This window comes from Corynebacterium sp. HMSC06C06 (assembly GCF_001807295.1).
In the GTDB taxonomy this organism is placed as follows: domain Bacteria; phylum Actinomycetota; class Actinomycetes; order Mycobacteriales; family Mycobacteriaceae; genus Corynebacterium; species Corynebacterium striatum.
This window is the reverse complement of record NZ_KV788474.1, coordinates 1-21,576: the sequence shown is the minus strand read 5'-3', so window position 1 is coordinate 21,576 and position 21,576 is coordinate 1. Positions and strand designations below refer to the sequence as shown.

At 58.8% G+C, this 21,576-nt stretch carries 14 protein-coding genes and 1 pseudogene; 9 read left to right on the top strand and 6 right to left on the bottom strand.

The window, feature by feature from the left end; genetic code table 11:
• The first annotated feature begins 9 nt into the window (after positions 1 to 9).
• From HMPREF3153_RS02720 to HMPREF3153_RS02705, 4 genes are all read left to right on the top strand, one after another.
• On the top strand, positions 10 to 7,581 hold the full coding sequence (locus HMPREF3153_RS02720) for a non-ribosomal peptide synthetase (RefSeq protein ID WP_070419939.1): 7,572 nt from the start codon (positions 10 to 12) through the stop codon (positions 7,579 to 7,581).
• A gap of 91 nt (positions 7,582 to 7,672) precedes the next feature.
• Entirely contained in the window at positions 7,673 to 8,299 is a 627-nt protein-coding gene (locus HMPREF3153_RS02715; RefSeq protein WP_014307391.1) for an MptD family putative ECF transporter S component, read from the top strand.
• Positions 8,299 to 9,045, top strand: a complete 747-nt coding sequence (locus tag HMPREF3153_RS02710) for an energy-coupling factor transporter transmembrane component T (RefSeq protein ID WP_014303365.1) — start codon at positions 8,299 to 8,301, stop codon at positions 9,043 to 9,045. The genes HMPREF3153_RS02715 and HMPREF3153_RS02710 overlap by 1 nt, the downstream gene beginning before the upstream one ends.
• A 14-nt stretch (positions 9,046 to 9,059) precedes the next feature.
• Positions 9,060 to 10,520, top strand: a complete 1,461-nt coding sequence (locus tag HMPREF3153_RS02705) for an ABC transporter ATP-binding protein (protein WP_227917020.1) — start codon at positions 9,060 to 9,062, stop codon at positions 10,518 to 10,520.
• A gap of 3 nt (positions 10,521 to 10,523) precedes the next feature.
• Here HMPREF3153_RS02705 and HMPREF3153_RS02700 read toward each other — a convergent pair whose 3' ends face one another.
• The 5 genes from HMPREF3153_RS02700 to HMPREF3153_RS02680 form a co-directional block, all read right to left on the bottom strand.
• Positions 10,524 to 12,248, bottom strand: coding sequence for an ABC transporter ATP-binding protein (locus HMPREF3153_RS02700; RefSeq protein ID WP_014303363.1), 1,725 nt, complete (start codon positions 12,246 to 12,248; stop codon positions 10,524 to 10,526).
• A complete protein-coding gene (locus HMPREF3153_RS02695; protein ID WP_034970331.1) occupies positions 12,248 to 14,014 on the bottom strand; it encodes an ABC transporter ATP-binding protein in 1,767 nt (588 codons plus the stop codon). The genes HMPREF3153_RS02700 and HMPREF3153_RS02695 overlap by 1 nt, the downstream gene beginning before the upstream one ends.
• A 27-nt stretch (positions 14,015 to 14,041) precedes the next feature.
• On the bottom strand, positions 14,042 to 14,827 hold the full coding sequence (locus tag HMPREF3153_RS02690; protein WP_023018093.1) for a thioesterase II family protein: 786 nt from the start codon (positions 14,825 to 14,827) through the stop codon (positions 14,042 to 14,044).
• Entirely contained in the window at positions 14,824 to 15,831 is a 1,008-nt protein-coding gene (locus tag HMPREF3153_RS02685; RefSeq protein WP_224784049.1) for a glycosyltransferase, read from the bottom strand. The genes HMPREF3153_RS02690 and HMPREF3153_RS02685 overlap by 4 nt, the downstream gene beginning before the upstream one ends.
• A gap of 217 nt (positions 15,832 to 16,048) precedes the next feature.
• Entirely contained in the window at positions 16,049 to 16,678 is a 630-nt protein-coding gene (locus HMPREF3153_RS02680; protein WP_014303359.1) for a sugar O-acetyltransferase, read from the bottom strand.
• A 411-nt stretch (positions 16,679 to 17,089) separates the two neighbouring features.
• On the opposite strand from HMPREF3153_RS02680, the gene HMPREF3153_RS02675 reads away from it, so the two are divergent.
• From HMPREF3153_RS02675 to HMPREF3153_RS02665, 3 genes are read left to right on the top strand one after another with little or no spacing between them, the layout of a single operon-like run.
• Positions 17,090 to 18,154, top strand: a complete 1,065-nt coding sequence (locus tag HMPREF3153_RS02675) for an ATP-binding cassette domain-containing protein (protein ID WP_014303358.1) — start codon at positions 17,090 to 17,092, stop codon at positions 18,152 to 18,154.
• Positions 18,151 to 18,912, top strand: a complete 762-nt coding sequence (locus HMPREF3153_RS02670; protein ID WP_014303357.1) for an ABC transporter permease — start codon at positions 18,151 to 18,153, stop codon at positions 18,910 to 18,912. Before HMPREF3153_RS02675 ends, HMPREF3153_RS02670 begins: the two co-directional genes overlap by 4 nt.
• Positions 18,905 to 19,726 (top strand): ABC transporter permease, encoded by an 822-nt coding sequence (locus tag HMPREF3153_RS02665; protein WP_070419938.1) that lies wholly within the window; start codon positions 18,905 to 18,907, stop codon positions 19,724 to 19,726. Before HMPREF3153_RS02670 ends, HMPREF3153_RS02665 begins: the two co-directional genes overlap by 8 nt.
• Positions 19,727 to 20,269: 543 nt before the next feature.
• On the opposite strand, the pseudogene HMPREF3153_RS02660 reads toward HMPREF3153_RS02665, so the two are convergent.
• Positions 20,270 to 20,836: pseudogene (locus HMPREF3153_RS02660) on the bottom strand (transposase); the annotation flags it as partial.
• Between the two features lie 238 nt (positions 20,837 to 21,074).
• Between HMPREF3153_RS02660 and HMPREF3153_RS13130 the strand changes: the two are divergent.
• Together HMPREF3153_RS13130 and HMPREF3153_RS02650 are read left to right on the top strand one after the other, a co-directional pair.
• Positions 21,075 to 21,209, top strand: a complete 135-nt coding sequence (locus HMPREF3153_RS13130) for a hypothetical protein (RefSeq protein ID WP_256364733.1) — start codon at positions 21,075 to 21,077, stop codon at positions 21,207 to 21,209.
• The coding region (locus tag HMPREF3153_RS02650; RefSeq protein ID WP_083280929.1) for an IS3 family transposase at positions 21,206 to 21,576 on the top strand (371 nt) is incomplete at its 3' end. The genes HMPREF3153_RS13130 and HMPREF3153_RS02650, both read left to right, overlap by 4 nt.

Sequence of the window (21,576 nt, the reverse complement as noted above, 5' to 3'; positions counted from 1 at the left end):
GACAAGACCATGATCAAAGAGGAACAAATTCGCGAAGAACTCCTCGCCTCGCTCCACCAGATCCTCGGCGAAGATGCCGAAATCGGCATCGACGACAACCTGCTCTCCCACGGCCTGGAGTCACTTCCAACAGTCCGTCTGCTCGCTGATTGGATGAAACAGGGACACCGCGTCTCCTTTGGAGATTTCATGCGCGCCCCAACGGTAAGGCAGTGGGCGAAGATGCTTGTAGAATCCACACCAAACCACAGCACTGACGCCATTGAGTCCCCCAAAGATGGGTTTGCCGCTCCCATCGACGATTCCGTACCCTTTGACCTCACAGATGTCCAATACGCCTATTGGATTGGCCGCAATTCCTCGCAGCAACTGGGCGGGGTGGGCACCCACGGCTACGTAGAGGTCGAATCCCGCAGTATCAATATCGACCGATTGCAACAAAGCTGGCTGACGCTGCTACGTTCCCACCCGATGTTGCGCGCCTGCTACACCGAAGATGGCAAGCAATATGTGCTGCCAGAGCCGCCCCACCCCACCATCCTCGTTCATGACCTCACCAAGATGGACGAGTCCACGCGCGAAGAAGCTCTGCTATCCACGCGCGAACGCCTTTCGCACCGACTGTTGGACATAGCTACCGGCCATGTGGTATCTTTAGAAGTCAGCCTCCTCCCTCAGGATGTAGCAGTTATTCACTTCGATATCGACCTGCTTGTGTGCGATGTGCAGAGTTTCCAAATTATCTTGCACGACCTCGCCCACCATTACGCCACCGGTGAAGCCCCCGACGCCGACCCGTCGTGGAGTTTCGCTCGCTACCTCGCTGGACACGCTCGCGAAGGCGTCGCCGATATCGACCGTGACCAGGCATACTGGCGCAATCGCCTCTCCGAGTTGCCGGGTGCCCCAACCTTGCCGATGAGCCACGGCACCAACGAGGAACAAGCACACCGGTTTGTACGCCGCAGTCGATCATTCGATTCGGCAACTTGGTCGCGCTTGCGTGAGGTGTGTGAACACCACGCTACTACCCCAGCAATGGTGTTGCTGACCGCCTACGCCCGCACCATCGGCCAATGGAGCGAGAATAAAAAATTCCTCATGGCCGTACCTCTGTTCAACCGCGGTTCAGACACAGCGATAAAGAATGTCGTCGCAGACTTTACCGCCCTGACACTCACCAGTATCGATCAGTCCACACGCCGCACTTTCAGCGAGGACCTCAAGGATATACAGGCCTCTTTCTATGAGGATTCGTCACATTCACAGTATTCGGCGGTGCGGGTGCTGCGAGACCTACGTGCTTCCAGAGGTGAGCAAGTTTTGGCTCCCGTGGTGTTCTCCTGCAACCTGGGAGACCCACTGGTTGGCCAAGAGTTTATAGATACCTTCGGAGAGATTAGCTACATGATCTCCCAGACCCCCCAGGTGTGGATTGACCTCCAAGTCTTCACCACCGTCAACGGCTTCCTAATCGTCTGCGACGCAGTTGAACAGTTGTTCCCCGAGAAGATGCTGGACGATCTCTTCGCCACCCTAGTGATGGAGATTGACAAGGCAATCACCGACGATCTCTCGCATTCAGACCCGGTAGAGAGCCCAGGAGCGCAGGCCCGTCGAGCGTCACGTGCCGAAGTTGCCTCTTGGCGGCTGCCTGACACCACCCTTGTCGATGAGGTGATTGCCGCTGCACGGTGCCACCCCCAGGCCACGGCCATTCGCAGTGCAAGCGGCGACGTTATTACCTACCAAGATTTGGAAGAGCAAGCCACCACCATCGCCTCTGCTTTGGTGAATTCCGGGGTTGGGCGAGGCGCTTTGATTGCAGTGATGGTGGAGCGTGGTCCTCGCCAGATTATTGGTGCGCTAGCCGCGATGATGGCGGGCGGAGCATATGTACCGGTGAGTCTACAGCAACCGGAATCTCGTATTGCCGCTCTCTTGGGGGCAAGCCAAGTAACGCATCTGATTACTGACCGACCCGATAAGGTTCTGAGCGAAACTGCAGTTCAGGTAGTAGATTTCACGAGCGCTACCGGCACAGCCAATCTTCCGCAGCTGCATCCACAAGACCCAGCCTATGTAATCTACACCTCTGGGACCACTGGAACACCAAAAGGAGTCGAGATTTGCCACGGTGCTGCATGGAACACCATTAGCGAGATCAACCGTCGCCTGGGCGTTGGTCCGACAGACCGCCTACTAAGCGTATCTTCCTTTGATTTCGATCTCTCGGTGTACGACGCCTTCGGGCTCCTTTCTGCTGGCGGCGAACTGGTAACCATCCCAGATGATGCGCGCCGCGACGCCAAGAAGTGGGTATCGCTGGTGGATAGTTTAGGCATAACTATCTGGAATTCGGTGCCTACTTTGTTTGAGATGCTTTTATCTGCGGCTGATCGGACACCGGGCAAGCTCAGCAGCATACGCCATGTTCTGCTATCTGGCGACTGGATTGATACCAGCCTGCCTGAGCGCATGCGCACGGTTACCCCGCAGGCACACCTATTAGCTATGGGCGGTGCGACGGAGGCATCTATCTGGTCCAATGGTCTCGACCTCGATGTAGTGTCACCCGAGTGGACCTCAATTCCCTATGGTCGGCCGCTTGCCAAACAGATGTACCGGGTGGTGTCCAGCAATGGCCAGGACTGTCCCGATTATTCTGTGGGGGAGCTGTGGATTGGCGGCCTGGGCGTAGCTACACAATATGTCGGCGACCCCGGACTCACCGAAACTAAGTTCGTAATCTCGGAGGACTCACGTTGGTACCGCACAGGCGATATGGGCCGGTTCTGGGCCGATGGGACGATCGAGTTTTTAGGCCGCTCGGATAACCAAGTCAAAGTTCGTGGCCACCGCATCGAACTCGGCGAGATCGAGTCCGCGTGTGAAGCGTTGCTGCCAATAGAGCGTGCCGTGTGTATCACGCACCAAGGTGCATCATCGTCACCATCTTTGGTTACGTTTGCTCAGTTCACACCGTCACATGTTGCCCGAACTACTCCGGAGCAGTTTGCGACGTCATTGCGCGCCAAAGTCAACGACGTGCTGACCGAGGGCGACATCCGCACGTCCGTCGAGCACGATGAGCATTTACAGACCGCATATGCCTTCTCAGTGATGCGACGCTGGGAGGAGCAACTCACCGGCGTGGGGACCCCAAACCACCTCCGCGAACACCGTAATCGCTGGCAGACATGGCTAGGCAAAGCAGATGAACACCCGGCTACCGCAGACTTGCTTCTAGACGACGAGTCGTTCGGCGCGTTAGAGCGTTTTGTCACCCCCTTCGAGCAAGCCTTCGTAATGGCGGAGAAGCAGCGCAGTATCGCTGAGTTCATCCAAAGCCCAGATTCGATGTCGGTGGAGCAATTCCTCGCAACCCGTCCGTTGGGTCGGTTGGTTCACCGGGTCCTCGGCGCGGTTGTGCGTGAATGCAGTACCCACTCAACCAGCGAGCTCAAGATTCTTGAGATCGGGTCACGCCGGCCCGAGGCCTCTGCGGACTACGCGGCTATCGCGGGGACGAGCGCATACGTGCTCGCTGATCCCTATCGTCATCACCTCGAACATGCCGGACAACGTGTTGGTAACACCTTCACGTACCGCCAGCTCGGAGTCACTAGCACGCCCCAACCGACTCCTGGGGAGGCAGTGACGAAGGCGGACTTGGTGCTGTGCAACCAGACGCTGCACCAGAGCGAGGACATCGAGAAAACGCTCTGTGAGGCCTGGGGCCTCAGCGCCCCTGGAGCAACGATGGTGGTGGTAGAGCCCACTGCCCCCTCCCCGATGTCCGATATCACCGCCGCATTTATTGCCAACAATACCACGGACGCTCGGGCCGAAACCGGTACAGTACTACTCAGCGCCCGCAGCTGGAAAGAAATCCTGCAGCGCACTGGGTGGAAACCTGTAGAGCATGTAGAGATCACTAAAACGACGGCGCTTATCATCGCCGAACGCGCTAGTTCCAACGAATCGGTCACACTATGCGATTCTGACTATGCCAAGGCTACAAACCTACTGGCCACCCGCCTTCCGGAGTACATGCTACCGAAACGCATCCTGGAGCTAGCGAAGTTTCCACTCACCAGCAACGGCAAGATTGACCGCAAAGCGCTCACAGCATTAGTGCCGGAATACTTCGACAACGAGCCCGCTGTCACCGAACTTCCGCACACCGCCACCGAGAAACGGCTCATCGATATCTGGGATGAGCTGCTGCACACCAGCTCCAACGTGAACTCAGACTACTTTCGCTTGGGTGGTGATTCTCTCACAGCAACACGCCTGCGCCGTACCATCGAACAGTGTTTTGGCGTGGAATTTCCGTTAGAGAATATCTTTGACGTTCCGTTGCTGCGCGACATGGCCGCCCGAATTGACCAGATAGCCGAAGTCCCCCACCAGCAATCGGATCTTCCCAAGATTGTTCACGGGTCTGAACAGTACGCTCCGTTCCCGCTGACTGAGGTGCAGCAGTCCTATCTCATCGGCAGCTCTGGAGCCATCGAACTCGGCGACGTTTCCAGCCACTGTTACTTTGAAATGTCCACTGCCTGCCTAGACTCGGAGCGAGTGGAAGACGCGTTCAATGCCCTGATTAAACGCCATCCCATGCTGCGCACCGTCGTGTGTGAGGACGGATTGAGTCAGCGTGTGTTGCCCGAAGTACCACGCTACCGCATTGCCCTCATTCGCTCCGGCAACGCCGACAATGAGGATACTCTCGATGAAATCCGAGAGGAAATGTCCCGCCAGAAGTTTGATCCCACTCAGTGGCCATGTTTTGACGTGCGCTACGTAGCCGAGCCCGACGCGGGTCGACTGCTTTTAAGTTTCGATAACTTGTTTATCGACGGCTGGAGCATGTTCCACATTTTCCGTGAGTGGAAGCAGGCCTACGACCACGGCGTAGACAGTCTCGATCCGGCAATCCCCTATTCATTTAAAGACTATGTCGAAGCCACGATTGAACTGTCACACAGCGACATCCATAAGCGTGACCAAGCCTATTGGGAATCGGCAGTGGATACTATTTATCCTGCACCGCAGTTGCCGGTGACCGACACAAACGGCGCTAATACCTCGCAGTTTTGCCGCCACCACGCCCTGGTGGACGCTGCGAAGTGGCGCCGGATTAAGCAACGGGTACGTGAGGAGGGGATGACCGAAGCCGTATTCCTAGCCGAGGTATACGCCGAAGTCCTAGCGAGGTACAGCGATGAGCCGCGACTTAGCATCAACCTGACCCGGTTCGACCGCACTCGGTTCGCCCCCGAGGTTGACCACATAGTTGGCGACTTCACCAGCCTATCTATTCTCAGCGTGGATACCCAGTGTGCACCATCGTTCCGGGACCGCGCTGCAGCGCTACACAGGCGCATGTTCAGCAATCTCGATCACGGCAGTGTCTCCGGCGTGTCGGTGCAGCGAATGCTTACTAAGCAACGCGGTGCTCGGGTAACCATGCCGGTGGTCTTCACGTGTGGCCTGGGCGTCGTGGAGCACCCCGAGTCAGATCAGAGTCCTTACCTGGGCGTAATCGATCATGGCCTATCGCAGACGCCACAGGTATGGATGGACCTCCAGGTCTATGAACACGATGGTGGCCTGATGCTGAATATGGACGCGGTCGAGGCGATCTTCCCCGACGACATGGTGGCGGAGCTTTTCACCAGCCTTACAGCCACTCTCTCGCACCTCGCAGAGTCCCCTGAACTCTGGAACGCGCCCACCAGTACCATAGCTCCGACGACCAACGCGCCCACCGCAGATCGAATCAACGACACAGACCGGGAACTCCCCGGAGCGGATAAGAGCCTACTGGGGCTGTATCAGAAGGGACTTGCCGAGCATGGTGACAACCTCGCGGTGATAGACGCCACCACGCAATGGACATACGAGCAACTCAATGAGCAGTCGGATAAGTGGGCCCAGCTTATTGCTGCAACTGACCCGGCGCCTGGTGATCTCGTTGGCATCATGATGGAAAAGTCCGCACAACAGATCGCAGCGGTACTAGGCGCAATGAAGGCCGGATGCGCCTACTTGCCGCTGAGCGTGGACCAACCGGTGGGGCGTAACACTTCCATCATCAACGATGCGGGTGCATCCATTGTTGCGATGGACCATCCGGACGATGATTTCGCTGCGTTAGCCGAGCACTGCACAGTCATCACTCTGGCTGATGTCGCCCGGCATCGGCCAGGTGACCAGGCCTTAAGCGAATCGAGTCCGACACCCAGCTCGCTTGCGTACGTCATCTACACGTCTGGTACGACGGGCACTCCCAAAGGAGTAGCCATCACCCACGAGTCGGCGGTCAATACGATTGTCGATGTCAACGAACGCCTCGGGGTGACTCCGACCGACCGGATACTGGGGATTTCAGAGCTAAACTTCGATCTATCGGTATACGACATCTTCGGGATGTTCGCGCGGGGTGCTACCTTGGTGTTGCCATCTCCAGCAGACAAACGTGATCCGCAGTGCTGGGCAGATGCCGTAACTACGCACTCGGTGACGCTGTGGAACTCTGTGCCAGCACTTTTTTCGATGTACGTGGAACACCTCCGCGAACGGAGCCTCATTGGTTCCTCCGTACGGTCGGCACTACTCAGCGGAGATTGGATACCTGTAAATATCGCTTACCAGGTCAGCACCCTCTTCCGGGACTGCACAGTTTTCGCTGCTGGGGGTGCTACCGAGGCATCGATATGGTCAAACTGGTACGAGGTAGGCGTCGATGATGCCTCGCGTACCAGCATTCCCTATGGAACGCCGCTGGCAAATCAGCGAATGTACATCCTCGATGAGGCCCTGAACCCCCGACCCACGCATGTGCCGGGAGACCTTTACATTGCCGGACGTGGCCTGGCCATGGGGTACTGGAAGGACCCAGAGAAGACCGCAGCATCATTCATCACCCACCCCCGCACCGGCGAACGAATGTACCGCACGGGCGACAAGGCCCTCTACAATCACCTTGGTCACATCATCTTCCTGGGGCGCGAGGACGGTCAGGTTAAGGTCAACGGCTACCGCATCGAACTCGGTGAGATCGAGTCAACAGCACGAAAATTCAACGAACTCCGCGATTGCGTCGCTGTCAACGACCATGGCATTGTTCTCTACGTTGTTACGCATGAGGGCTTTAACATGGCAGCACTCAATAACCACCTCGCCGAGTCTCTCCCTGCCTATATGCGTCCACGCGTGATATCACGCATTGATGGGCTACCACGGTCTTGGAACGGCAAGATTGATCGCAAGAGTTTAGAAGGAAAAACCTTTGAACAACCACAAACAAGGGAACGCTCTCGTAATCACCGAGATTCGGGTATCATTACCATCTTGCAAGAACTCCTCGGGCCCAAGGAGATCAGCATCGACGATGACTTCTTCACCATCGGTGCCGACTCGCTCACGGCCGTGCGGCTTACTAACTCGATTCGTCGAGAAATGTCAGTAGAGATCTCCATACGTGACGTATTCAACCATCCAACGGTCCGAGAATTGTCCGACCTGATCGCCAACATCGTCGGCAGCGACGTAGAAGAAGGCGAAATTTAGAGTTCATGCCACACCTGTTTCACTCACCTGACAAGCCACTTGCCCCCAACCCAGTGCTACGCACAAGCAGCCTAATCTGAAAGGAAACATCATGCCCAGTACTCCCCACACCACCCCGAAAGATGCAAAAGCAGGACGGCTGAACATCACCGACCTGATGAACATCGGCATCTTCTTCGTCATCAACTTGGTAGCCGGCGTGGTCATCGCCTTCATCGGCATCACCCCCATCACCTACGTGATGATCACCAGCGTTCAGGCCCTCATCCTGGGCATCCCGATGATGCTGTTCTTGGCCAAGGTGCACAAGCCCGGCATGGTCTTCATATTCCTTCTTCTCAGCGGCCTCGCCAGCCTGCTGCTTGGTTTAGGCATATGGCCACTGCTGCTCAGCTTGGTCATGGCCGTGTTTGCCGAGTTAATTTTGCGCGCCGGCAAGTATACGAGCGCAATACACAGTGTGATCGCCTATGCCTTTATAGCAGTGTCACCCACCGCATCATATATTCCGCTTTTCTTCACCACTCGGCGCTACATAGAGAGCAGCGGCATGCAGACCAAATATGGTGCTAGTTTCGCGGATGGCCTCACCTCTATTGGCCAGATGACTTGGCTATTCCTCATCATTGTGATAGTAACCTTCGTCTGCGGGATCCTCGGCGGGATCCTCGGCCGGCGCATCTTCACCAAGCACTTCCAGCGAGCAGGAATCGCCTGATGTCGCCCACTTTGCCCGGATCAGGCACGCACACAGCGGGACTCCATCTGGACCCACGCACCACGGTGCTGGTCATCCTCGTGGTGTCCTCGGTGCTCATCTCACCGGCCGGGTCCAGTGGGGCGCTGGGCAGCACCGCCCGGTGGATGCTCATTGCCGTTCCCGGGGCACTTTTCCTCGCCTCCGGCATGGTGGCCGCTGCACTGCGATACGCACTCACCTTCGCGGTGCTCGCCGGCTTTCCTGCGGTGGTGGTACAGGCCCTGCCCGAGCGCCACATCATCGTGGACGTGTGCGCTACGTGGTTCGCAGGGCTTTCGCTCATCCTCCCTGGCATCACGTGCTGCTGGTACCTACTACGCACCGTCTCGGCCAGCGAATTCATGGCCGCGATGCAGCGCATGCGGAGCCCCGACGCCCTGACCATCCCCACGTCCATCATGTTCCGGTTCTTCCCGACGATTCTCGAGGAATACCGCGATATCCGCACCGCCATGCAGATGCGTGGCATCTCGGGCCTGCGCAACCCGATCGCTATGCTCGAATACCGCTTTGTGCCACTGTTGGCGTCCGTTGTGAGCATCGGCAACGAGCTGGCTATGTCTGCAGTGACCCGCGGATTGGGCTCGCCTCGCCGACGAACCACGCTGTGCGAGATAGGCTTCCGCGTAGGCGACGCAATAGTCATAAGCGTGCTCGTCGTGTCCCTGATCCTACTACTGGTAAATATAGTGATGCTGCCGTGATAAAGCTGCACGATGTGTCACTATCCTATGGTCAAAACACAGCGGAGCCGGTGCTGCACCACGTAAATCTCACCGTGGCGAAGGGCGAACTAGTTCTAGTGTGTGGCGAATCAGGCTGCGGTAAGTCCAGCCTGCTACGCCTGATAAACGGCGTGGCGCACACGTTCTGCGACGCCCAGATTTCGGGGGAGGTGCTGCTGGACGACGAAGACATCACTCATGCCCACCCACACGACATCGCCGAACGCGTAGGCTCAGTGTTCCAAAACCCCAAGTCGCAATTTTTCACGCTGGAAGTAGCCAGCGAACTCGCCTTTGGCTGCGAAAACCTCGGCGTGGCGCCCAACGAGATTCGACAGCGTATTGGGGAACTTTCCGCAGATTTCGGCATGGTTCATCTCCTCGACCGGCACCTGTTCACACTTTCCGGCGGCCAGAAACAAAAAATAGCATGCGCTTCAGTGGCCGCGATGCACCCACAGGTACTACTACTAGACGAACCATCATCAAATCTCGACCTCGCCGCCGTCGATGAGCTGCGCCGCATCGTCGCGCAGTGGAAGACACAGGGCCGCACCGTCCTGATCGCTGAGCATCGGCTTTCCTACCTAGTTGACATCGTGGACCGAGTGCTGGTTATGCAGGACGGGCAGATCGCTCATGATCTCAGCGGCTCGGAGTTTCGCACCCTAGACAAGGCCGAACTGTACCGCATGGGCTTGCGCTCAGCGCAGCAGGTCCCCGAGGTGACCCGCGAGCCACGCCCTTCAAGTGGCACGATGGTGCTCAAAAAGCTACAGTTCACCTACCCCAAGGCTACAGAGCCATCCCTGAGCATCAGCCACACGGAGTTGCCGCAAGGGCAAGTCATCGGCGTGGTAGGACGCAACGGGGCCGGAAAATCTACCTTTGTGCGCGTTCTGACTGGCCTGGAATCTAAGGCCACCGGCGTGGTGGACATCAATAACCGCTCGCTCTCGGGTCCCCGGCAGCGCCTGCGCCAGTCCTATTTAGTAATGCAGGACGTAAACCACCAGCTTTTCGGGGAGAGCGTGGAGTCCGACGTAATCATCGGCACCAGTGGACCGGATGGGAAAAACGAAGCGCGCCTTACCGAGGTGCTTGGTGCACTTGATCTCGCGGACAAGCGGGCCCGGCACCCGATGTCGCTTTCGGGCGGCGAACGCCAGCGCGTGGCCATCGCCTCAGCAGTCCTAAGTGAGCGCGAGGTAATCGTCTTCGATGAACCCACCAGCGGGCTGGACCTGTGCCGCATGCACCGGGTGGCCCACCTGCTAGACGCCCTAGCCCGGCAGGGCAAGACCGTTTTGGTAGTAACCCATGACATGGAGCTGGTGGCGCGGTGCTGCGATCTTCTCCTGCGCGTGGAAAAAGGCCGCCTTACCGCCTGCGAACCGTGCGATGATCTCGCACTGGCGCGCACGGTGCGGTATCTACGCGGCCGCGACAGCTAGTCCCTACAGCTTCCAGCTGGTGGCGTCGCTCTTTTCACCCCAGAAGCTGCGGTAGCGTGGGGAACTCTCCATGAGTTCCTCGTGGTTGCCGATAGACTCCACGGTGCCGGAGGGACTCATCATCACAATCTGGTCCGCGTCGCGGATGGTGTGCAGCCGGTGCGCAATGACGACGATGGTGCGCTCGGCAGAAAGCGTTTTCATACCGCGCATCACAAGGTGCTCATTCTGCACGTCTAGAGAGCTAGTCGCCTCATCAAGCAGCACGATCCGCGCGTCCTTCAGTAGCGCACGAGCGATGGAGACACGCTGACGCTCACCACCGGAGAGATTCTGCCCGCCCTCGCTAATCAGGGTGTCAAACCCCTGCGGCAGCTGCCGGGCAATCTCGGTGACACCGGCCAACTCCGCTGCGCGGAGCACCTCCTCCCGCGTTGCATTGTGGCAGCCCAGGCGGATGTTTTCATACAGTGTGTCCTCGAAGAGGTACACGTATTGGAACACCATAGCCAGCGAATCCAACACCGCCCGGGAGCCAAGATCGCGAATATCCACACCACCGATACGGATGGTCCCCTGGTCAACGTCATAGAAGCGTGCCGCAAGTTTTAGCAAGGTGCTCTTGCCGCAGCCGCTGGGACCCACCAACGCAGTAGTAGTTCCGGGCGCCACGCGGAAACTCACGTCGCGGACCACTGGGGTGTTGGGTTCGTAGCCAAAGCCCACCCCATCGAACTCGATGCCATAGTCGCGTGGCGCCGCCGGAACCGCAGGCTCCGGCAACACCCGCGCATCGAGGATCTTTTGGATCTCATCTAAGGTATTGCGCGCGGATTCCAAGCCCTCGCCGTAGGGTATGCCCGACATAGCAACGCGAGCCAGGATGAACACCAACACAATGACGCCAATGTAGGTGCCTGCTTCTAGCCAGTGGTTGAGAAGTAGCACGGTGGCCAGGGCATCAATGACCACGGTACCGACCATGATGATTAAAGCCAGACGACCCATGATCATCTCACCTGTCTTCTGGGTGTGCTGCTGGGCGCTAAGCTGCTCTCGAATCGAGGCGCGCACGGCGCGCTCCCCCAGCGAATCCGGCCCAGCCATGCGCAGCACCGGCTGCACCTGGGCGAACTCCAGCACCTCCGCGGCGCCGTGCTCGTTGCGCTCGCCCTTCTGGCGCTCTGCCACGCGGTACTGCCGCATTAGGCGGTTATAGGCGAACCACACCACGGCAGCCACTGCAACGGTAACCAGCCCCAGCCGCCAGTCCACGGCGATGAGAAACACGCAAGCCAAACCGGCCGAGGCAGCACCGTGCAGCATGGGCCGCAGCATCATTGCCGGCGCGTTAGCGGCAAACAGCGCACCGCTGGTAGCTACAACACCGATCTGGCCGGCGCGATCTTCTTCAAAATAGCCCAGGGGTAGCTGTGCCGTGCGATCGGCGATAAGCCGGTGGATGCGCAGCACGTAATCATGCCCCAGGTCCTGGGCAATAACCTCAGTGGGCCAGTCTGCGGCGGCGTAGACGAGGACGGAGATAATGATCCAGGGCAACCATGCTGCGGCCTGCGCGGGATCTTCGCTAAACAGCGTGTCCAAAAACAGTGCAATGAGGATAAGGCCAATGGCCAACGCCACCGCGGAAATCCCAATTAGCGTAAGGACCAGCACCAGACGGCGACGATCAGCCGGACTGCCCAGTGAATAGAGCGTGCGGATCATTATTTTTCCTCCCCTTGGATGCCCGCCTGCGCGGTTTGGTAGCGTGCCCACATCGTGGCGTAGCCCTTGCCTGCCGCCACTAACTCTTCGTGAGTGCCTGCTTCGGTGACCTCACCGTTTTCCAGCATGAGGATCCGGTCAGCGCCGGTGATCGTGTGGAGCCGGTGTGCGATAACTACTAGCGTGCGCCCGGCCACCAGCTCGGTAATGGCCCGCTGGATCGCGGCCTCGGAGTCCGGATCCGCAAAAGCGGTGGCCTCATCCAACACGAGGATCGGCGCGTCGAGCAAGATGGACCGGGCAATAGCCAGCCGCTGCTGCTCGCCACCGGAAAGCTGCGCGTCCTCTCCCACCACCGAGTCGTAGCCGCGCGGCAGATGGGTAATGCGCTCATGAATCTGGGCGGCGCGGGCGGCGCGAACCACGTCTGCGTCGGTGGCCTCCGGGTGAGCGAGGCGAATGTTATCCCGCACGCTCATCCGCATAAGGTAAGGGTCCTGGAAGACGAACCCTACCCTACGGTAGAGCTGGTCAGATCGGAGATCAGTACTAGGGACGCCACCAATGCGCACCGACCCCTCCGTGGGGTCTAATAGCCGGGGGATGAGCGCGGCTAACGTGGACTTCCCCGAGCCGGAAGGTCCCACCACCGCAGTGATGCTGCCGGCGGTAAGTTTTTGGTTAATGCCGGAAAGCACCGGGGTGTCCGGCACGTAGGAGAAGCTTAAATCTTTCAACTCAATTCCGGCGTTTGCAGGCTCCCTGCCGCCAGCAGCGGGCGGCAATACCGGGATGTTGAAGAACTCGGTGAGATCCGCCGCGGCAGCCTTCGCCTCCGAAAACATGATGTTAGTGCGCGAAAGCATAAGCAGAGGCGCGGCGATGTTGTTGATGAACAAAAACGCTGCCAGCACATCGGCCACTGGTACGCCCGCAGACGTGATGAGCCACGGGCTGGCCGCGGCTACCACCAGCAGGCCAAACCCGGTGGAGGTGAAGATCTTCATCAAAGCGGTGGGGTGTACGGTGGCGTGCAACCACTCGCGATAGAACCCACCAAAACTCCGGGAACGACTAAGGAAAATGCTCTCGTCGTAGCCTTCCGGAACAAACACCTTGATAACCGGGATGCCGCGCACCAACTCTACGACGGCGGCGTCTAGCTGCTTCTGGCTGGACTTAAATTTCTCCGCCTTTTCTTGAAACTCGCGCATCATAAACGGCATGGTGGCCACTGCCAACAGCAGTGGTACCAGGCCCAGCAGGCCTATCCGCCAGTCCACCACGAACATGTATCCCAGGCTCAATAGCGGTACGAGTACACCGGCCGAATAATCGTGCGGCGCGTGGGCGATGAGCTGGTGGATCTTGGTGACGTCGTCTTCGATGTAGGTTTTCACAGTCCCCGAAGGTGTCCGCGTAAACCAAGACAGCGGGAGCCTACCCAGCTTGGTAATCTGCTGCTGGCGTAAGTGCTCGCCCAAAAGGCCGTCGGCCTGGTGGCTTACCTGGAGGCTCTTCACGGTTGCCTGTCCATGTAGGACGGTGGCCACCATGAGCGCCGCGACTAGCAGCCACAGCTTTGACGCATCTATCGGCTCTCCCTGGAAGGACAGCATTACGGTGCGCACCAGCTCAACCAGCACGATTACCGGCACCAGCGACAAAACCGCCGCCAGCACCGCCAATAGCAGCGACACCGTGATCTGCCGGTGGGCAGGTTGAGATATTTGCCTAAAGGTAATGGGTGGTTTTTGTTCGGTCATCGGGGCCTCTTTACTTAACAGTCACAATCACGCATTGTTCCGCGCTAACCAGGCAGTGTTCCCAGTAATTCCCGCTAGAAAACCGGCAAGCAGGTCGAGGAACTCGGTTCCAGTATCGAGCGGGAAGAAATGCCCACCCGGCAGGACCTTCAGTTCAAAACTACCGCTGGTAAAATTTTCCCACCGGGAAAGCATCTCTGGGCTGACAGCTGGGTCGCTATCCCCCGCCAATGCCAGCACAGGAGAGCGAAGCACCGTGGTTGCATGGTGAAAGCCCTCGTGTAACACATAATCGCGACGAATGTCAGCGAGCAGCAGCTTCATCACATCATCATTGGCAAGGATCTCAGGTGGTGTGCCACCTACCTTCTCAAACTCCCTGCGCAGCGCACCGAACCCCATTGACGAGTGGTATTCCCCAGGCACGGTTTCTCCGGGCGCCTGCCGTGCGGCCACCACCACGGCTTCCGGTATAGTGGGCCGATGCATCTGCTGCAGGCAGGCAGCAACCTGGTAGGCCAGCGCTGCCCCCATGGAGTGGCCGTACAACGCAATCGGCGCGCCCGCCGCCAGATCTACTATCTCGGTTGCGCACATATCGGCGAGCTTGTCAAAGTCGCTTACCCATTTCTCTCGGCGACGGGTTGCCTTTCCGGGAAGCTCCACCGGCACCACGTCAATGCTTGGGTTGACCCCCACCCATCCACGATAGACGGAAGCGCTGCCTCCTGCGTGATGGAAGCAAAACAAGAGGGTTCCAGTGCGATGTCCGGCCACAAACGGAAAGACTCCCTCGCAGCTGATTTCTGTCATTTTTCGCCTTTCGCTAGGTCGGACTGATTAAGCACGATTTCTACTGCTGCGACGGTACCCGGGTCTGTGGCAAGCAACTCGGGCATCCTGCGGGCTGCGGAGTCGTATGCTCCACTTACCAAATCGGCAATTCCGGCGGCCAGGGACTGGGCACTCAGTTCGCCTCGCTGGGCGTCAATATAGTTCGGCCCGGCACCGTTTCGACAAACTGCGTTGGCATGGAAGTGTTGGTCACCACCGAATGCAACCGCAAGGCACGGCTTGCCGGCGCGCAGGATCGCCCCGGTGGTGCCCAGTGAGCCGTGGCAGATGCCTGCACGGCACCACGGAAGCACAGTCGCGAACGGGACCCGGGCGACGGTGAGGATTCCTTCTCTCACACCAGGCTCATGATCGGGATCGACGATTATCGCCCGCAGACCATGCTCGATGCACGCGTCTCGAGTCCATCGTTGAAGGTCATAAACGCGATCTGAGACCATACTCCCAAAGCTTGCCAGAACCGGGGCCGAGCCGGCAGCCACAAACTCCTCGACTGCTGGGTCTAGGGCGAGTTCACTGTGGTGCGGGTCAAGCCACTCGCCAGTGACGTGAATGTGGTTTTTCCATTCCGGCGCCGGCGGACTCAACGCGGGACTGAATTGGTAGATCGTGGTTGGTGGAGAGGAGAGCGCTCGCTGACGCAGCCCCAACCTACGGCGCCATGCCGCTATCACTGGGCGCATCGCCCAAGCCATCAGAGTATTGGACATCCAGTGGGTGACCAGAGCTCCGACAGAGCCGTCCAGTTTTCGCGGATCCACGAGGCTGTAACGGAGGCAGGGTTCGGTAGGGAAAACCTGCACCCGAACGCTGGGGACTCCGCGTGCAGCCCCTAACAACCGAGCAACTTCACTGAATTGGGTGTACATGACCACGTCAACGCCATCCATGGCATGCTCTAACACATCGAAAACGTGGGCGTCAGATATCATCTCACGGATACCTAAGACAGTGTCCATCATGCCTTTACTATCGCCCAAAAGGCGCTTCATTAACGCCCGGTAATCACCGGGTAACTCGATGTAGTCCACCCCGTTTGCACGAAAACTCCCGCCGAATTCGCTAAACCCAGCCAAAACAAACTGGTGGCCACGATCTCGAAGTGCGACACCAAGGTGCGCAAATGGCAGCATATCACCCTCAGAACCCAGGACGACCGCGAGAACTTTCACAGCCGTCTCAATCCGTAATCCAACTAGGCCACTCAGGAACCCAAGACTCCCCCATGAGCTTATCTTCCGGGCCAATATCACGAATGACTCGGCACGGATTACCGGCTGCGAGTACCATGGGCGGAATATCTCTTGTCACAACACTGCCAGCACCAATTACTGCACCATGCCCAATCGTGACACCCGCAGTTACCGTGCAATTGCCACCAAGCCACACATGGTCTTGTATGGTGATCGCACCCCCGGTACACACCATGTATTGCCGCTCTACGGGGTCTAAGGCGTGATTGCCAGCAAAGAAGGAACACCATGGACCAACCATGACCTCATTGCCAAATGTCACCGGGGCCATATCAAGTACCGTCGTTCCTCGATTGAAGGTCACGCCATCTCCGACCTTGATTTTCGAGCCATATTGGACATGAAATGGCAGGAAAACCATTAAGCGCTCCCCCAGTTCACCAAGCAGGTCTGCCATCACTGCCTGCTTCTCCGCTGTTTGAAGTGGACGAAGCTGGTTGAGATCGTGACACTTCTCCGCCGCCTCCATCATCTCGTAATAGAGATCCGGGTCCTCAATAGGGCGGAAGGGCTGACCGCAGAGAATCTTATCTTCGATTTGCTCTCGAGAATCCATGGATACTCCTTTGTGCTTGAGAGGCGCGAGCCACAATACGAATTACGGTCAGCCACGCGGTTTGACCCTGACTAGTCGGAATACCCAGATTCTTAGCTCACACTTGGTAGCTTACAGGCCTTCGACTTAATTGTCAAGCATGCCATGCCTAATTATGGTATGCTTGACTTTGCAGCAACCTGCAGCGTCGCCGCCGATCAGCCGACCTGTGCAGCCCTCTCCTGCGGGGCGCTGTGCACGACCCGGTGCCGCTAGACATACATCATTTTCTAAGGATTAGTTGGCACTACCCCAGGCGCTTGCTCCGTGGACCACAATCCATCGTTCGCGGGCAATAATCGGTTTTCCTTCTGCGGTAGGAGAATCGGTGCGCCGGCTAATAGACCGTTCACGTATATCCAGGGATGAATCATGAAAGAAAACCCCACCACGGCAACCGCTAGCGGTGACCCCAGCGCCACCGCAGTCCCCTCAACCAGCGCCCACGCAAAAGGCCGCGACCTGGTGCTTGATGTCCAAGATCTGCGATGTAGCCTGGGAAAAGTCAAGAAGCGAACGGAAATCCTGCGCGGTGTGACCCTCGCCATTCCGCGCGGGGGCATCCTCGCCGTCCTAGGCGCCAATGGTGCCGGCAAGACAACCTTGGTCAATGTCCTTTCCACGCTGCTGCCCGCCACGGGCGGAACCGCCATCATCGATGGCCACAACTTAGCCACGGATCCTTCCAAGGTGCGCGCTTCCATCGCGCTGACCGGGCAATACGCCGCAGTGGATGAGGAGCTTACCGGCAAGGAAAACCTCATCTTCTTTGGCCGCCTGGCAGGGCTTAAAGCTAGCGATGCGAAGGCCCGCGCCGCGGAACTTCTTGAGCGCTTCGATCTGGTTGGCGCCGCCGACCGCCTGGTTTCGGCATACTCGGGCGGCATGCGCCGGCGGTTAGATATCGCCGCCTCCCTCACTGTCCCGCCCGCGCTGCTGTTCCTCGACGAGCCGACCACGGGCCTCGACCCCGCCGCGCGCAGCTCCGTGTGGGATACCGTCCGCGGGCTGGCGGCCGACGGCACCTCGATCCTGCTTACTACCCAATACCTGGAAGAAGCTGACCAGCTCGCAGACCGCGTCGCCGTGCTCGCCGGAGGCAAGGTGCTCGACGAAGGCACCCCCGCCGAGCTCAAGGACCGCTATGGCACCACGGTGTGCCTCATCACGATGTCTAGCCCGGACGATGCCGCACGCCTCACCCACACCTTGCAAGAACACCGCATCGACTGCCGCCAAGAGGACACCGTATTGCGCGTCGATGCGCCCGATGGCCACCGCACCCTAGTCCGGGCGCTGGCCTTGTGGGATGGCGACGACACCTCGGTCGCGGACGTCTCCTTGGTTCCGCCCTCCTTGGACGATGTCTACTTCGCTATCGCCGGGTCCGGCGACATCGCGCAGCAGGCTCCCCACACCGGTGGAGGCTCCCAGTGAACGCGCTCGGAGCAGTCGCTGCCTCGTGGCACCGCAATGTCCTGCGCACCGTCCGCAACAAGGCCGTAATGGTTTCCGCCGTGGCAATACCCAGCCTGTTCATGGTCATCTTTTACGCCACCTTCGCCAAGGCTTCGACGGAACTCGGCATCGATTACGCCGCCTTCCTCCTGCCCGCCGGCGTTATTCAGGCGATTGTGTTCGCCGCCGGGGGCTCCTCCTTGGCGATTACGCGTGACGCCGAAAACGGCATCCACGACCGCATCCGCGCCACCGGGACGCCCGCCTGGGCCACGGTCGTCGGCCGGCTGCTGGCAGATCTCACCCGCGCCGCGTGGTCGTGCAGCATCGTCGTCCTCACCACGATCCTGCTCGGTGCCCGCTACGCTGCCGGACCGGGTCGTATTATCCTTACCATCGCCCTTTTCGCCGCCCTCACCATCATCCTCTCCGCGTTTATCGATGGCTCCTGCCTGTTGGCCCCCAAGCCCACCTCGGCGTCCTTGCTCTTCCAAAACCTCGTGCTGGTCATGGTGATGTTCTCCACCGCATTCGTGCCTGCGGATGCGCTGCCCGGCGGCATTGGCCCCATCATCCGGCACGTACCGCTATCTCCCATCTTGGACACCGCCCGCAACCTACTAGGTGGCGCTGCCCTGGGGGCGCGCGGAGTCGAAGCACTGTGCTGGCTCATCGCCATGACCGTCGTTGGCGTATGGGGCTTTATCACCGCTTTCCAGGGGAGGAAACATGACTAACCACACCACCGCCACCGTGTCGCACGACACCACCTGGCTGTCCACTGTCGCCACGCATTTTGGAAGGCACCTGCGCGCCGCCCGCCGCGATAGCGCGGTAATTACCAATACCGTGGCTGGTCCCGTTTTGATGTTCCTGGTCATGCGGTGGCTGTTTGGCGACCTCATGGCGGCCTCGCAAGGCTCTGCCACGCTCGACGCGTTACCGCTTACCATCGCGCTCATCCTTTCCAGCGAACTGATGAATGGCACCTCCGCCGCCGCGCAGATAATTAAGGAACGCCAACGCGGTATCACCACCCGCATCGCGACCACGCGCTACGGCACCAGCCCGGAGATCTTCGGCCGCTGGTGTTTCGATTCCTTACGCAGCCTTATCTCCGGCTGCGCGGTGCTGCTGGCTTCCGTGGCTTCTGGCCTGCGTATTCACACGCTGGCCGGGTTTGGCTGGGTGCTGTTAGTCATCATCTTCGGCGCGGTGGTGGCCTCCTCGCTATCGGCCATGGTGGGCGCGATGTGCGCCACCCCGGAGGCCGCCATTGGCCCGGCCCCCATCATCATGGCGGCCATGGCACTTAACGGCGGCCTCGTGCCCGTGGAGCAATTCGCTGGTGTGGTTCAACCCATCGCCCGGTGGAATCCGCTTACCTTCGCCGCCCGCGCCGGCGCCGCCATCGACGGCACGCCAAGCGCCGAAATCCTTGCCACCGGCCAGCCCGGCACCGCAGTCTCGGCTTTCGTGGCCTGGATGGTAGCACTCACCGTAGTGCTGCTAGCCGCCGCAGCTGCGTTCCGCCGCCCCACCATGTCGTAAATAGCGCCGGTTAGCGCGACAGTGCTACTTGTCGCGCGGCGGCGTCCCCAGCGGCGCGGTAGCGCTACTTGCCGCGCAGGGCGCGCCGCCGCGATAAAGAGCTGCGAATCTTTACCCGCGGCCGCGCTAAGGCGGGTAGTGTCGCCGCCGGTTACCGGCAACCAGGCGGCCTCGCCCGGGGCTAGCTCCAGGTCGTTTACCGTGACCACACCAGAAGTAGCCAGGGCGATGGCCGGTCCGGGAAGCTGCGTGGAAACCGTGGTGCCGGCGGGCAAATCGTAGCGGGTCACCGCAAACTCCTGCACCGGCAGCGGGTACTCTACTACCGTCGCGGTGTTGGGCGCGGCATCGGCAACAGCGGCGCTCTCCGCGCCTGCACCATCGCCCAGGGAGGTGTTCCTATATAGTTTGTCAATTCCGTGGGTGAGTTTGTTGGGGGGGTGTGAAGGGTTTCTGCTTTTCCTTGTGGATGTTGTTTTCGGGCACGGTGAGGAGCCGATTGGGCTTGCTGTGCAATCGGCTTGAGGTGAGGGTCTGTTGGTTCTAGGCTGCTGCGGCCTCCTGGACTGTGGAGATGTCTCGGTAGAGCTCGCCGTTTCGCATCATGGCGAAGAGAACGTTGAGGCGCCGGCGTGCGAGTGCGACGACTGCGGCGTTGTGTCTTTTGCCTTCTTTGCGTTTTCGTTCATAGAATTGCCGGGAACGCTCGTGGAATCTGATCGATGCAAAAGACGATTGCCATAGGGCGTTCTTTAATTTTTTGTTGCCAGCCCGGTTAGGCGAATTCGACATGATAGACGTTCCTGACTGATTCGTCCGCGGTGATAGCCCTGCATAGGATGCTAGGTGCGCTGCATCGGGGAAGTCGGACATATCGCCAACAGTCATGAGGATCTGCGCTGCGCTACGCGGGCCGATACCAGGCATGGATAAAAGAATCTCGGTCTGCGGAATGTCCTGAATCAGCTTGAGTACCTGCGCTTCGATTTCTTTACGATGCTCGAGTTTGGTTAGTGCATCTGTGGCGGACATTGCTACGCCAAGTTCGGCGTATTCTGCGCCGGCAATGGATACGGTCTGTTCGTGGATGGCAGCAAGCATGGCATCGATGGGACCTGACCCCCATGTGGTGGACACCTGATATCCAGCCCAGTCGAGTTGGGAAGAAAGGTAATCTACCACCATGTCCAGGTACTCCGAACAGTTCAAACGCGATGCCGTAGCCCTCTATGAGAACAACTAGGATCTCTCGCTGAACTCAGCATCAGCTGAGCTCGGTATCAACCGTGCCTCGCTACATTCTTGGGTCAAAAAGTACGGCACTGGCAAACGTGCCCGCACGAAGGCCGTGCACGATCAAGCCCAAGCGGCGAATGATTCTGCGCGAATCCGTCAGCTGGAAAAAGAAGTCTCTAAGCTGCGCGAAGAACGCGACATCCTGCGTAAGGCCGCGAAATATTTTGCCGAAGAGACTCACTGGTGATCCGCTTCCAGTTTGTCGATGACCACCGAACCGAGTACTCGGTTAAGCGGATGTGCGATGTGTTAAAGCTGAATCGTTCCTCGTTTTACAAGTGGGTGAGCACCCGTAAAAAACGCAGGTTAAAGATGTATTCTGATGCCGTTATTGGTGCAAGAATCAAGACCATCTTCGATGATGAGCACGGGCTTTATGGTGCTAAACGCATCGCCGCAAGCCTCAAGGAGGACACGACGTATACCCCGATCAATCACAAGAAAGTTGCACGCATCATGAAATCCATGGGGTTAAAAGGCTTTAGCAAACGGCGTCGATGCATTACTACCAGGCGTAAGCCTGGTCACCGTGTCATGCCAGATCTAGTAGGCCG

Excerpts from the sequence above, each read along its gene's own strand:
- HMPREF3153_RS02685 (WP_224784049.1), bottom strand. The coding sequence starts at position 15,831 with ATGATGGACACTGTCTTAGGTATCCGTGAGATGATATCTGACGCCCAC.
- HMPREF3153_RS02665 (WP_070419938.1), top strand. The coding sequence starts at position 18,905 with ATGACTAACCACACCACCGCCACCGTGTCGCACGACACCACCTGGCTG.
- HMPREF3153_RS02700 (WP_014303363.1), bottom strand. The coding sequence starts at position 12,248 with ATGATCCGCACGCTCTATTCACTGGGCAGTCCGGCTGATCGTCGCCGT.
- HMPREF3153_RS02710 (WP_014303365.1), top strand. The coding sequence starts at position 8,299 with ATGTCGCCCACTTTGCCCGGATCAGGCACGCACACAGCGGGACTCCAT.
- HMPREF3153_RS02690 (WP_023018093.1), bottom strand. The coding sequence starts at position 14,827 with ATGACAGAAATCAGCTGCGAGGGAGTCTTTCCGTTTGTGGCCGGACAT.
- HMPREF3153_RS02720 (WP_070419939.1), top strand. The coding sequence starts at position 10 with ATGATCAAAGAGGAACAAATTCGCGAAGAACTCCTCGCCTCGCTCCAC.
- HMPREF3153_RS02695 (WP_034970331.1), bottom strand. The coding sequence starts at position 14,014 with ATGACCGAACAAAAACCACCCATTACCTTTAGGCAAATATCTCAACCT.
- HMPREF3153_RS02680 (WP_014303359.1), bottom strand. The coding sequence starts at position 16,678 with ATGGATTCTCGAGAGCAAATCGAAGATAAGATTCTCTGCGGTCAGCCC.
- HMPREF3153_RS02675 (WP_014303358.1), top strand. The coding sequence starts at position 17,090 with ATGAAAGAAAACCCCACCACGGCAACCGCTAGCGGTGACCCCAGCGCC.
- HMPREF3153_RS02715 (WP_014307391.1), top strand. The coding sequence starts at position 7,673 with ATGCCCAGTACTCCCCACACCACCCCGAAAGATGCAAAAGCAGGACGG.